The organism is Sphingobacterium micropteri, from assembly GCF_014692515.1.
Classification (GTDB): domain Bacteria; phylum Bacteroidota; class Bacteroidia; order Sphingobacteriales; family Sphingobacteriaceae; genus Sphingobacterium; species Sphingobacterium micropteri.
The window spans coordinates 139,318-152,871 of sequence record NZ_JACOIK010000011.1 but is presented as its reverse complement, the minus strand read 5'-3'; the positions used below and the strand labels follow the sequence as shown (position 1 = coordinate 152,871).

12 protein-coding genes and 1 pseudogene are annotated in these 13,554 nt (G+C 39.5%); 8 read left to right on the top strand and 5 right to left on the bottom strand.

Annotated features, from left to right (window positions below; genetic code table 11):
• Positions 1-63 precede the first annotated feature (63 nt).
• Together H8B06_RS16080 and H8B06_RS16075 are read right to left on the bottom strand one after the other, a co-directional pair.
• Positions 64-1,295: pseudogene (locus tag H8B06_RS16080) on the bottom strand (IS256 family transposase).
• 84 nt (positions 1,296-1,379) lie between these two features.
• Positions 1,380-2,885, bottom strand: coding sequence for an RNA repair transcriptional activator RtcR family protein (locus H8B06_RS16075; protein WP_190995231.1), 1,506 nt, complete (start codon positions 2,883-2,885; stop codon positions 1,380-1,382).
• Positions 2,886-3,432: 547 nt separating this feature from the next.
• On the opposite strand from H8B06_RS16075, the gene H8B06_RS16070 reads away from it, so the two are divergent.
• Genes H8B06_RS16070 through H8B06_RS16060 form a run of 3 tightly spaced genes read left to right on the top strand, consistent with a single transcriptional unit; the run spans position 3,433 to position 6,050 of the window.
• Positions 3,433-4,455 (top strand): CBASS cGAMP-activated phospholipase, encoded by a 1,023-nt coding sequence (locus tag H8B06_RS16070; protein ID WP_190995230.1) that lies wholly within the window; start codon positions 3,433-3,435, stop codon positions 4,453-4,455.
• A gap of 4 nt (positions 4,456-4,459) precedes the next feature.
• Positions 4,460-5,401: a cyclic GMP-AMP synthase DncV-like nucleotidyltransferase gene (locus H8B06_RS16065; protein WP_190995229.1), complete on the top strand. Its 942-nt coding sequence runs from the start codon at positions 4,460-4,462 to the stop codon at positions 5,399-5,401.
• Positions 5,394-6,050 carry an SEC-C metal-binding domain-containing protein gene (locus tag H8B06_RS16060; RefSeq protein WP_190995228.1) on the top strand — a complete coding sequence of 219 codons (657 nt, stop codon included), beginning with the start codon at positions 5,394-5,396 and terminating at the stop codon, positions 6,048-6,050. The genes H8B06_RS16065 and H8B06_RS16060 overlap by 8 nt, the downstream gene beginning before the upstream one ends.
• A gap of 57 nt (positions 6,051-6,107) precedes the next feature.
• On the opposite strand, the gene H8B06_RS16055 is transcribed toward H8B06_RS16060, so the two are convergent.
• Positions 6,108-6,548, bottom strand: coding sequence for a hypothetical protein (locus tag H8B06_RS16055; protein WP_190995227.1), 441 nt, complete (start codon positions 6,546-6,548; stop codon positions 6,108-6,110).
• 7 nt (positions 6,549-6,555) lie between these two features.
• On the bottom strand, positions 6,556-7,146 hold the full coding sequence (locus H8B06_RS16050) for a Panacea domain-containing protein (protein ID WP_190995226.1): 591 nt from the start codon (positions 7,144-7,146) through the stop codon (positions 6,556-6,558).
• Between the two features lie 98 nt (positions 7,147-7,244).
• On the opposite strand from H8B06_RS16050, the gene H8B06_RS16045 reads away from it, so the two are divergent.
• Together H8B06_RS16045 and H8B06_RS16040 are read left to right on the top strand one after the other, a co-directional pair.
• Positions 7,245-8,339, top strand: coding sequence for a helix-turn-helix transcriptional regulator (locus H8B06_RS16045; RefSeq protein WP_190995225.1), 1,095 nt, complete (start codon positions 7,245-7,247; stop codon positions 8,337-8,339).
• A 419-nt stretch (positions 8,340-8,758) separates the two neighbouring features.
• A complete protein-coding gene (locus H8B06_RS16040; RefSeq protein WP_190995224.1) occupies positions 8,759-9,826 on the top strand; it encodes an aldose epimerase family protein in 1,068 nt (355 codons plus the stop codon).
• A 26-nt stretch (positions 9,827-9,852) separates the two neighbouring features.
• On the opposite strand, the gene argH is transcribed toward H8B06_RS16040, so the two are convergent.
• Complete coding sequence (argH, locus tag H8B06_RS16035) at positions 9,853-11,184, bottom strand: argininosuccinate lyase (RefSeq protein ID WP_190995223.1); 1,332 nt, start codon at positions 11,182-11,184, stop codon at positions 9,853-9,855.
• Between the two features lie 446 nt (positions 11,185-11,630).
• Here argH and rbfA point away from each other — a divergent pair, with 446 nt between their 5' ends.
• The 3 genes from rbfA to H8B06_RS16020 all read left to right on the top strand — a co-directional run bounded on the left by rbfA (position 11,631) and on the right by H8B06_RS16020 (position 13,413).
• Positions 11,631-12,002, top strand: coding sequence for a 30S ribosome-binding factor RbfA (rbfA, locus tag H8B06_RS16030; RefSeq protein ID WP_130143110.1), 372 nt, complete (start codon positions 11,631-11,633; stop codon positions 12,000-12,002).
• A gap of 23 nt (positions 12,003-12,025) precedes the next feature.
• On the top strand, positions 12,026-12,682 hold the full coding sequence (gene aat, locus H8B06_RS16025; RefSeq protein WP_190995222.1) for a leucyl/phenylalanyl-tRNA--protein transferase: 657 nt from the start codon (positions 12,026-12,028) through the stop codon (positions 12,680-12,682).
• An 80-nt stretch (positions 12,683-12,762) separates the two neighbouring features.
• Positions 12,763-13,413 (top strand): hypothetical protein, encoded by a 651-nt coding sequence (locus H8B06_RS16020; RefSeq protein ID WP_190995221.1) that lies wholly within the window; start codon positions 12,763-12,765, stop codon positions 13,411-13,413.
• Positions 13,414-13,554 lie beyond the last annotated feature (141 nt).

The window sequence follows — 13,554 nt, the reverse complement described above, 5'->3', positions numbered from 1 at the left end:
GTAAAACAACCTGTGTCAATGGCTCAATTACCGCCCCGCGGTGCGGTAATTGAGCCATTTTTCTTATTGCAAATCTAACACCATTCTTCCCGGAAACCAAATAGCTAATTTCTGTGCCGTTGTTCCCCAATTGGCCAGTGGCATCGTCCATTTCTTCTTAATGTTTTTATGCGCTAAATAGATCAGTTTCAATAATGCCATATCTGAAGTGAATGCACCTTTAGTTTTGGTGACCTTACGGACTTAGCAATGGAACCCCTCGATCGTGTTGGTTGTGTAGATCAATTTTCGGATGGATTTATCGTATCGGAAATAGTTGGTCAAACGTTCCCAGTTACGCCTCCAAGAGTCGATCACCACGGAATATTTTTCCCCCCATTTATCCTGAAGTTCATCCATCCGCAGTCCGGCAAGATCCAATGTATCGGCACGGTAGACAGGCTTTAGATCGTTCATAAACTCCTTTTGGTCCTTACTGGCCACGTACTTTAAGCTGTTACGGATCTGGTGTTACTACACAGGCCTGTACTTCGGTCTCGGGAAAAACACTCTGTATCGCTTCTGAAAACCCTTTTAGATTATCGATGCAGGCAATTAAGATGTCCTCTACGCCTCGGTTCTGTAAGTCGGTCAGTACGCCCAGCCAAAAGCTAGCCCCCTCATTCTCCGAAACATACATACCTAACAGATGCTTATGTCCGTTTCGGTCAATACCAAGAATATTGTATACAGCCCGAGAAACAAAACGATAGTCTTCTTTCACCTTGTAGTGCATGGCATCCATCCAGACAATCGTATAAAGGGAGTCCAGGCTTCTTGATTGCCATTCCTTGACCTCAGGAATGATCTTATCGGTAATGGAAGAAAGTGTACTGTTGTTGATGCCCGTATCGTACATCTCCTTAATGTGATTGGAGATATCCCGAAGACTCATACCAAGACCATACATCCCTAAAATCTTCTTCTCTAGACTCTCAGCTAAAATCGTTTCACGCTTCTTGATCAGCTGCTGCTCGAAGGTAGATCGGCGATCGCGGGGAGTATCCCCATCTCGATCGTGCCCTCAGAGGTGCGGATCGACTTACTGGACTTACCGTTGCGTCGGTTGCCGCTGGAGCGCTCAACTTCGTCCATATATTGCTCTCCATCTCAGCTTCTAAAGCGGCTTCTAAAAATTTCTTCATTAAAGGAGCAAAAGCTCCGTTCTTGCCATAAAGTGATTCACCACTGCGTAACTGTTCCAGGGCTTTGCCCTTCATGGACTCAAAATCAAAATCGTTTTCCTTAATACTCATAATTACTATGTCAAAAATAATACTTCTATTTATTATCCTTGACAGAGTCTATTTTACAGTCTCTAATGTTTTAAAGAAAAACCATCAATGAACGTTTTTGACAAATAACGAAGAGTCTATTTGATAATCCTTTATTTTTTTTTCAAGGGTATTTATTACACAACCTAATAATTTGGCGGCCTGTTGTTTACTTCTGGTAACCTTTAGCACTTTAATAATATGAAGTTTCTCAACAGTTTTTAAATCCATTTTTTGATTATCAACGGGAACCAATAGCCTATGAGGGAGTGCCCTTGCAATAACTGTTTCGGAATTAAAAACATACAAGCTCTCTATAAGATTTTCCAGCTCACGAACATTACCAGGAAATGGATAGTTCAAAATGATGCGCAGTGCTTCTTTATCAAGAACGAGCTGCTTCGACCGTTTAAAGGTTATCTTTTTAGTTTTTAGAAAAAAATCAATCAATTCTTTTCTTTCGCTTTCCTTCCGTTCCCTTAAAGGTGGTAAAATAAGTTCCGTTATCGCAAGTCGATAATATAAGTCCCAACGGAATTTTCCTTCTGCACACAAGGATGATAAATCTTTATTAGTCGCAGCAACAATACGAACGTCAATCTCCACTTCTTTGTTAAATCCAACACCAAGCACTTTTTTTTCTTGGATGACTCTTAACAATGATTGTTGCATATATGGTGAAATGTCACCTATTTCATCCAAAAAAATCGTTCCTCCTCTTGCTTCTTGAAATAAACCCATGTGATCCTCAATTGCTCCAGTAAACGAACCTTTTTTATGACCAAATAATCTAGAACCAAGAAGCTCATCTGTAAAAGCAGAACAATTAATGGCTATGAATGGTTTATCATTTCTAGCAGAACGATTATGGATATAGTTAGCCAAATGCTCTTTCCCTGTTCCACTTTCGCCATAAATTAAAGTTGTTACCTGATCTGCTCCACCTATCATTTCTGCATGACTGTATACTTGTTTTAATGACTCAGTAATGACATAATCTTCTTTATGATGACCGACTCCCTCTTCCTTGATAACACTACCTCCTGGTATCGTTGATTTAATAACTTGCATTTCTAAAAGTTCTGCCCTACCTGTTTTAGAAAATCTCTGAGGACGAACCTGAAACATCTTTGTTGTTAAAAGCTGTGATTCGTGGATTAGATACCAAGAAATTTGCATAGCAGATGTTCCGGGGGAAAAGAAAATATCGATTTGGTCATTTTCGAATTCTCTCAAAAGCAATCCCTCGACCCTGCTCTTTATTTCCTGAATGTTTATGACATCCTTTATTTCCATATATCTCACCTCCACTAAATGATCCGGAAAGTCTTTTATCAAACATGTTCTGAGTCCTTCGACAAGAGGGTCCGGTTCTTTTCCATTGTTAGACGATAATAATATGTGCTTATCGTGAGAAAAGAAACTTTTATGGAAATTGTAATTAGGACCATTTTTATCAACACCAATAAATTTCTTCGATTCTTCGTCCCTTTGAAAATCATGCATTGCTGCAATCCAAGATATAAGTAATTTCATATCAATATTTGATATATTAAAATCAAATATTGACATAAAAAATGGCTAAAACAAGCTAAAATTCAACTTTTCCCGATTGGCATACAAATAGCCATATAGATGGTAAGAAAGGAGATATAAACAAATGGCAAAGAAAACATCTGTACATCGTGATGCAGGAACAGGACAATTCGTAACAAAGACTTATGCGGATAAACATCCTAAAACAACTGTTAAGGAAACAGTAGAAAAATCCAGATAGATAGTCGGAGCTATCTAAGAAAGATAGCTCTATTTTTTAAACCTTATAATTTTTAAGAATATGCCAGTAATAATTACGTACGACATTCCTAATAAACATCGGGAATTTAAAGAAAAGATGTTTGAAATAGGGTACAAGGACAGTATCCCTGGGGTAAAGAATTGTAAAACAATATATCTCCCAAACACAACGCTCTACCACGCGAATAAAACAGCAGAGGCAGCCAGAGACGAAGCACTCTCTACCACTAAATCTTTGGGAGTAAATTTAGAAAGATGTATTTCTACTCAATTTGGCCCAAACTGGGCATCAGTATGTGGGGAACCTTTCAATTAAATTAACATGGGAGAAGATATTAATAAAAAATTCAAAATACTCTCTATAGACGGGGGCGGGATAAGAGGACTTATCCCCGCCAAAGTCTTAGCTGAGCTAGAAGCAGAACTTCAGGAGGAAGAGCCGGAGAAAAAACTATACGAGCATTTTGATCTAATCTGTGGCACATCTACTGGAGCTATCCTAGCAATAGGAATTTCATTGGGAATACCCGCAAAAGATTTGGCAAAATTTTACGAGGACAATGCAAAGATTATCTTCCCGAGGTTTTTCTTTCGGTTTATTCCCCGTAAATGCAGGGCTTTCCTTAATGCGATATACAGTAATAAACAGCTGCTGAAAAAGTTAAGAGAAGTATATGCCGATGCAAATGGAGGCCGAGACCCCTTGATGAATGACCTTAAAGCAAGAGTCTGCGTCCCAGCCTTCAATGGAAACGATGGTGCAATAAACGTATTCAAAACTAGGCACCATCCAGGGTATAGAAGAGATTATAAACTCCCAGCGTACCATGTAGCCATGTCGAGTGCCTCTGCTCCAGTCTATTTCCCTCCCCACACGTTCTCGTTTAAAAACGAATTGGGAGAAGGGACAAATGTCAACATGATTGACGGCGGTGTGTTCGCTAACAATCCGGCACTAATTGGCGTGTTTGAGGCTACAGACAAACTGAACATTTCAATTGGCAATATATCAATCCTATCACTAGGAACAGGGCAAGGAAAGCAGATTATCAAGCGCTCTTGGCGACCAAAGAACGTATTCGATTGGCTATTCCCAAACCCTAAATTAGTAGACTTAGTATTGGACACACAAGCACAAATCACGGAACAATATCTTCTTTTTCTCCAACGTGCCTTGGGTAAAATCGGGAATACTTTTAGTCACCTACGTATCCAACACGATATGAAAGGTGATAACATCGAGCTTAACTCCTCAAAGCAGAAGCATATAGACCGCATGAAGTCTATCGGGGAAGAGTTGGCTAAAAACAGACTAACGGAAATTCTAAACTTTTTAAAACAATAACGATATGGCAAATTGTCACAATTTATTTCAAGATTATCATAGTGATATATCTATAGGCTCAAAAAAGAACGAGAGAATGAAGAACTCTAAAGAAGGTCTTCGGGCAAGGATAAGAAAATGGTTCAAAGAAAATCACCCCGAGTATATCCCATATTTCTATATACAGGGTTCTTATAAAATGAAAAATGGTATCCGTACAGCGGAAGACATCTGCGATTTAGATGATGGTATTTACTTCTTTAGAGCACCTGATGTGGCAGCATCTACACTCAAAGAATGGGTAAGACAGGCTGTTGAAGGATACACAGATACTGCACCGGAGAACCGCAAAAAATGTGTCCGCTCGATTTTCGCTAATGATTACGAGATTGACCATCCTGTATATTGCAAAGAAGATGGAAAAGAATACCAAATCGCGGTGAAAGGAGTGGGTTTTGAGGATAGTGACCCTAAGGCTATGGTAACTTGGTTTGTGTCAAAGAAAGACAAAGAAGGCCGATTGGTACGTAGCATCAAATATCTGAAAGGGTGGGCCGACGACCAGTCATTCAAAATGCCTAGCGGATTAGCCTTGACCATATTAGCAACAAACGCAAAGGAAAGGATTGTTTTGAACGAAAGGGACGACATCACAGTACTCGACATATTGAAAGAGATCAGAAAAGAACTCCGCTTCGATTTCAAATGTATTGTGCCAGCTGTACCGAATGATGACCTGTTGGAGAATTATGCCAATAAAGACAAATTCATGGAGGCACTGAATAAATTCATTGATGATGCAGACTCTGCTATTCGTGCAACGAACCAGTATAAAGCGGGCAAACTATGGCGAAAACATCTTGGAGATAGATTCCCCTTTGGCGAAGATAAGGAAGAGAGCACTTCACGGAGTTCTGTTGCTGCTGCAACTGGGGCGATTACATCATATCCCTTTGGTTATGAATAAAGCTTATATAAACTTCACAGAAGAAGCTACGGAAGCTATAAGGACTTTTCCCGACTTGCAGTTGCGTAGTCGGGAAGGTTCTCTTCCCTTTTTGAAGGGAAAAATCACTTTACGAGATGAATATGGTGCGTCGTATGATGCTTACCACATAAAGATTGATTGCAGCGATGATTATCCAAATAACTTTCCATTGGTTTATGAAACTTCTGGACGTCTACCCAAAAACATTGACTGGCATGTTTACGAAGATGGCCATTTCTGTATTTGTACGCCTATTGAAGAATCCATTCATTGTTCAAAAGGCATCACGGTTGCCACGTTTATTCATGATCACATCCTCCCCTATTTACATAATCAAAGTTTTAGAGAAAAAGAGGGATACTTCCTACACGAAAGATCTCACGGTGTAAAGGGTATTTTAGAATCAATACAGGATATTTTAAAAATTAATGATTTGAAAACAGCGTATTCTTTATTAGTACATATTTATAAAAACGGTACTCCATCACGCACTTCACCATGCTTCTGTGGAAGTGAAAAAAAATATCGTTACTGCCATAGAGAAGCCTACCAATCGCTAAAAAACATCGGACAGGAAAAATTACTTCAAATAATTAGTTTGGTAAAGAGGAGTATTGGATACAACTAGTTCAACAAGCCATAGTAATGCTTCTGCTTCGAAGATCAGCTGGAAGAGAATTCTATGCTACAAAATCTTCTTATATTTACGCCTCACGGAGCTTGAATTTCTTAAACAAGTCAACAATGCTTCCAGCTCATCAGGCAATAAACAGTCAAGAACTTTATAATGGACTTTTTCCAATGGATACTGATCTTGTATAACATGCTTGTCATACATATCAATCTCCTGACCATAAATAGCTGTAAGTACTGGGAATGCAAAACCATTTTGTCCGATTATGCGATCACGGACGAAAAGATAACAATTGATACAACCCTCTGGCACTTCGATACAGCCATGATCTTCTGGAATACGATGAGGGAGATAAATCTTGCTAGTGGGCAATGATGCCAAGATTAATTGACCATCGATATCCTTCAGTACGATGAAGTATTTGTTTTTACTGGCGGCACCATTCTTAAAATAAAACGGCGTAAAATAGAGTATGTTTCCCGGAGTAAACATAAGCGCATTATTTTAAGGACTTAGAAGCATTCAGATATTCGAGATGTTGTGCATAGGCCTCTTGCCCTTCTTCGTCCAGCAACGTATTGAAGTCAATCTTAAAGTCGGTAGTGATCACCCGCTCATTCAACAAATCATCTAAAACACCCTCCTGCTTGGCTGTAATGGTCCAAGGAGAATGCGGACTATGCGTAAGCGCAACCAACTCTTTAGCCGTAAGGTGTCCAAACTGATCGATGACATCATCCAATATAGAAAGCTCTGCATCGGAGAACTCGTCATCCTCAAAATCTCTAATGGCCGATACGTACGTCCTACCCTCTTCCTCGGGGTGCGTCCGCACAAAATCTTTGAGCATGTATTGCTCGGTAGAACTTAGGTCGGAAAACAAATCTTTAGCAACTGGGCCAAGTTTCCAGACTTCAAAGTCTAGATTCAAGAAAGGACGCGCACATTTGCGGATCGAGGTCTCTTCGAGTAGGTAAACGAGCTTTAACAATTTGGTCTTAGACAGATCCGGCACACGCTCTGCAAAATAAACAAGTGTATTGCCAATTTTGGCAATATCGTCTTTGGTATAGATATGCGGCTGGCTCATTGTAGAATTATTGAAAACTGTTTGCGGATACAAAATACGTATTTTTTTTAGGATAAAACAATGAATGAGAGAATAAAGCCCATGACCACAAAATTATTATGATACTGTGCAATCTATCTGCACAGTATTTATTATCTTTAGGAAAATCCAATACGCTTATTATTATGGCGATCAATAAACAGGCACTGATACGACACAGAATTATAGACAACTGCCTATCAAATCCGCAGAAACGATATAGCTTCGAAGACTTACTAGACTGTATAAACAAGGAACTTCAAGAGATAAATGGAGCTAATAGTAGCGTTAGCACAAGGACCTTGCGGGGGGACCTAAAATATCTACGCAGTCGTGAGGGAGGTGAAGCACCAATAGTATCCTATAAAAAAGATGGAAAATCGTACTACAAGTACAGTGATCCAAATTTCAAACTGTATAATCAAGGATTGAACGCTGCGGAAGTACAACAATTGAAAACCGCTATCGAAACCTTATTAAAAATAGAGGGAATACCTCAAATGGGCTGGGTACAGGAACTGGGATCCAAACTGGAAGAAACATTTTTCCTGGAGAAGAGTGATCGGCTGATCATGAGCCATGACAGCAACAGGTACCTTAGAGGCATAGAGCATCTTGGACAATTGTTTCATGCGATTCTAAATAAAACACCACTGCATATTCGTTACCAATCTTACAAGAGCGCAAAAGAAACCATTTTCGAACTATCGCCCTATCATCTGCGTGAATATAACAACCGATGGTTTCTTTTTGGAAGAAATAAAGATTATGCTAATTTAACCAATTTGGCACTAGACCGCATCATATCTATAGAGTACGGAAACCACCCATACATTGAAAATGAAGAATGGGATTTCGACGAGTATTTTGAAGACATTGTGGGTGTATCATTTGAATCGGATAAAGTCCAAAAAATACGACTGTGGTTTACCGCATCTGCCGCTCCGTACGTGATTTCAAAACCGCCTCATGGGTCACTAAGGAAAATATCGAATGACGAAACTGGCCTGATCATCGAGATCGAGGTGATACCTAATTTTGAATTAGAAACACTAATCTTATCCTACGGCGAGCGAACGAAAGTATTATCTCCCGAAAGCTTTAGAAACAAAATCAAGTGCCGTGTAGACGCAATGATGAAGAACTATCTTGACACCACTAGCGCCGAATCTTGATTCCATAAAATTACAATGGGATATGGTTTCCCATTTTGCGTATGCTCAAAGCGCCATCGACAACGTACTTAACGGCTTTGACATCCGTCAATACGCAACAAGCAATGTAGTAAACGTCTTTTAAAGACCTACGCGTACGCTTAGAATTTCTGGGGTCTTGCGGCACACCTTATTCGCATGTTGTTCGGAAGATTACTGACATTTTACCGATAAGTTACCGGGGATTTACCGTGTGCCGCACGGTAAATCCCCGGTAGATCCCCGGTAAATACACGGTAAATCATCATTGAATGGGCGAATAGCGTCCGAATAGTGTATAAACAAAAGGCTGTTGCGAAAATCAGTAGAAAGCAAGAAAGACAAGTTTTTTGAGCTTATCAAGCTTATTCCCTATATTTATGGCGTAAATCCTACATAGCATGGTTATCTACTCACTTCCGGATTATCAAGATTTTGAACATAAAATCGACGGTAAAAAAACACATCTCTTTATTTTAAAGAATCGCACAGGGATGCAAGTGGCCTTTACAGATTATGGCGCCCGCATTGTCAGCATCTTAGTTCCTGATAAGGCCGGAAATCTCCGAGATGTGGTATTGGGATTTAATTCTATTCACGCGTATCTGCAAGCTGACGAGCAGTACCATGGTGCAACGATAGGACGGTTTGCCAATCGTATTGCCCACGGCAGTTTTCATTTGGACGGCGAAAAGTATACCCTACAACAAAATAACGGCCGCAACTGTCTGCATGGTGGCCCAACGGGATTCCACACTAGAGTGTGGGATAGACGTACATCTTTCAAAAAGAAAATAGATTTTTGCTATGTTTCTCCAGATGGCGAAGAAGGATTTCCCGGAAACTTGAAAGTAACCGTTTCCTATGAATTGACAGAAGATAATGAAATTATTATCAGATATAAAGCGGAGACAGACAAAAAAACCGTTATCAATCTTACAAATCACGCTTATTTCAACTTAAATGGCGAAGGCCAGGATGATGTGCTCCATCACATCCTACATCTTCCTTCCGACCATTTTCTGCCTATTGACGAAAATCAGATACCATTGGACAGTGAAGCACCAGTAGATGGAACTGCATTTGATTTTCGTACACCTAAGAAAATATCAGCGGACATCGATAAAGATGAAGAACAATTAACACGAGGGAACGGCTACGACCACACTTTGGTGAATCAACAACCGATTTCAGAAGTAGCTGCCTCTGCTTATTCTCCCGATTCGGGGATTCGCTTAGAAGTATTCACTACCGAACCGGGGATACAACTTTATACAGGGAATTTTTTATCCGGCAAAGATATTGGCAAATCCGGCCGTTCATATTCATCGCGATCCGCATTCTGTTTTGAAACACAGCATTATCCTGACAGTCCGAACCGTCCGCAATTTCCATCCGTTCTATTGGAACCTGGGCAAGTTTTCGAATCGGAAACGATATATAAATTTTCCATAAAAAAGGAGATGTAAATCATCTCCCTTTTTATATTTATAGCTTATTTTACAAGTTTATCCAGGGCTTTCTCCACTTTGTCAAAGCCAAATGCCGCTTTTACCTCCTCAAACATCCGCGCGATCTCATCGTTACAAAGATTTCCTATACTACCTTCATGCGTATGATGCACCTCTTTTGAGGGCTGAAATGTTCCGTTATCAATATCCAACCCTATCTGGCGGTAAGCCTCTCGAAAAGGAACACCTTCTAATACCGCATTATTGACAACTTCTACACTAAACAAATAATCATATTTAGGATCGTCCAAAATATTTTCCTTTACAGAGATATGCTCTAGCATAAAAGCTGTAATTTCTAAACAATCGCTTAATGATTGGAATGCCGGAAAAAGATTCTCTTTCAATAGTTGCAAATCCCGATGGTAGCCTGACGGCAAATTTGTCGTCATGAGTGCGATTTCGTTTGGTAGCGCTTGAATCTTGTTACAACGTGACCGTATCAGTTCAAACACATCCGGATTCTTTTTATGGGGCATAATACTGGATCCGGTCGTTAAGTGAGCAGGGAAAGATATAAAGCCAAAATTTTGGTTGATAAACAGACATACGTCCATCGCAAATTTGGCTAACGTAGCGGCTATAGCACTCATTCCCTGCGCTAATATACGCTCTGTTTTTCCTCGCCCCATTTGTGCATAGACTACGTTATAGTTCAAATCATCAAAACCTAATAATTCCGTCGTCAATTTACGGTTAAGCGGAAAGGAGGATCCATACCCAGCGGCGGAACCCAATGGATTTTTATTACACACCTTCCATGCCGCTTTTAACATTTCCAGATCGTCCACCAAACTTTCTGCGTAAGCTCCAAACCACAAACCGAACGAGGAAGGCATAGCAATCTGTAAATGCGTATAACCCGGAATTAACACCTGTTTATATTGCTCGCTAAGCTGTATCAGTTTCTGAAAGAGTGTATCGGTTTGCTCGACTAAACGTTGGATTTCGGAACGAAAATAGAGTTTGAGGTCAACCAGAACCTGATCGTTTCTAGATCTTCCCGAATGAATTTTCTTTCCGGCCTCTCCCACACGTTGTGTAAGCAACATCTCAATTTGGGAATGCACATCTTCCACCGAATCTTCTATGGTAAAATCTCCCGCTACAATATCTTGATAAATCTGTTTTAATTCATGCTGAACAACCGCTAAATCAGCGTCACTCATCAAATTTATACTGTTCAACATTTGCGTGTGCGCCAATGAGCCTAACACATCGGCCATCGCCAAATGCAAATCCATTTCTCGGTCGTTACCGACTGTAAAGGTTTCTACAAACGAATCTACATCAATGTTCTTCTGCCAAATCTTCATTTAGTTCTTGTTTTTTTATGAGAGCAAACACCCTTTTATTAGGTAATATAATTCCCTTTTCTGTCACAAATTTATTGAATCTTCCCCAATAAACATAAGGTCTATTTAGTACTTCTAAAAACACCAACCGTGATCATATAAAAAGTGATCACTTACTTTTTTTTAAAAAATGTCTTTGCGTGAATAATTTATATCCCTATGTTTGTAGGCGTAAAGGGGAAATGGAAAAATAAAAATAAAGACAAGTGAGTTAATACTCACACTTTATTTTCACCAAAGCTAACAAACTAAAATGTGATAGACGGAGGTCTTAAAACTTGAAAGAAATAAGGCTGACCACTTATAAACAAATTTTGTTCTGAAGCGTATCACGGAGAGGGTGATACGCTTTTTTTTATATATAATTTATGTAGTACCTTTGTGATGGCATTGTAATCAATACAAATATGGGAACAGAGAGCAAAAGACAACAACGATTTGCAGGAGTCATTCAAGAAGATCTTGCGGCACTACTTCAACGAGATGGCCATTCTTGGGCCCCAGGAGCTTTTATTACCGTAACAAAAGTACGGGTTACGCCAGATTTGGCCATCGCCCGTATCTATTTAAGTTTCTTAAATACGAAAACAGCAAAAGACGATTTAAAACAGATTCAAAGCAAGACCAGTGAGATACGCTATAAGTTGGGCATGAGAATTAAAAACCAAGCTCGGATTGTTCCGGAGTTGGAATTTTTCCTGGACGACACCAATGAATATGTGGAGCACATGGACAAATTATTTGAAAAAATAAGCAAGGAACCTAGACAACCGGATTAATCAACCCGTTATCGTACTTCCTTATGCCTTATTCTTTGGACGACCGTCTTCTATTTCCTCATCCTTCGCTGGCGGATGACGATGGTTTACTCGCCATTGGCGGAGATTTGAGCGCCGAACGATTGTTATTAGCGTACGAGCATGGTATTTTTCCGTGGTTTTCTACAGAAACGCCTATTTTATGGTATGCTCCGCATGAACGCTTTATACTCGATCCAAAGGAACTGAAAATAACAAAGAGCATGCGCCAATTTATACGCAGCTCCTCTTTTCATACGACACATAATACGGCATTTACGGAGGTCATAAAACAATGTGCAACGATCGAACGAAAGGACCAACAAGGCACATGGATTACAACGGACATGCAGGAAGCTTATATTCGTCTACATACATTGGGCTACGCGCACAGCATAGAAACATACGATGAAAGTGGGTCGCTAGTTGGTGGACTTTACGGGGTACAGATTGGTTCGATATTCTGTGGAGAAAGTATGTTTTCGAATGTATCCAATGCGTCTAAACTAGCCTTGATTTATCTCTGTCAACAATTTAATTTCGAATTAATTGATTGCCAGATATACAGTGAACACTTAGCTTCTTTAGGCGCAAAGTTCGTTGCCGGCTCGGCCTACTATGAACTTCTGCAAAAACAAAAAGCTGAACCGTTTGCTTTATAGATTATAATATAATTAGACATGAAATCGATCCCGATCTTATCCGGAGCGTTCTCATGAGCCACTAAAAAGAAAATAAATAGATGAAATTTAAAATTGGAGATTTTGTTCGCTTTGTAGACGAACCCATTGAAGGGCACATCACTTCTTTTCAGAACAATGATATTATTGGGGTGACGGATGATTCTGGTTTTGAAATCCCTGTCCCTGTCAATAAGATTACGTTGGTACACGGCAATATGCGCCGAGACGATGATGAAATGACAGAAACAAAAATAACGACAACCAATGCTCCTTTCGTAGATCGTGGAATTTATCTAGGTATAGCCGGCGAACAAAAAGATGGTCTTGCCAAGTTTTTCTTTATTAACCATACTTCTTATGATATTTTGATAATCGCAAATGAAATTAACGGTACAAAACGTACAGGAATATTCGCAGAGAAGATATTAGCTAGCGATTTCGTCCAGTTTTATTCCGCAAATTTTACGACCGTCGGTAAATGGCCAAATTTTGAAATACAAATCCTTCGTTACAGTGTATTACCGCACAATGCAACCCCCATCCTACATAAGGAGTTTCGCGTAAAACCCCTCGACCTCCTTCATGCTAAAGAAAATGACAGCCTTTTAGGAATAAAAGTATGGCGTTATGAATTGGATAAACCAGAGGAAAACATTGGGTTAGACAAACTGAAGGAGCATTTTATCTCCCACCGTCCAAATCAACGTTAAATAGGTATAATGTCGGTAAAAAAATAATGACCAATCTCATTTATTACTATTTGAATTTATGATTCTAATCACGTTGCTAAAACCATAAACACATAACATATTAATAAACAACATATTAACAAATATTTAACACTATTTAAA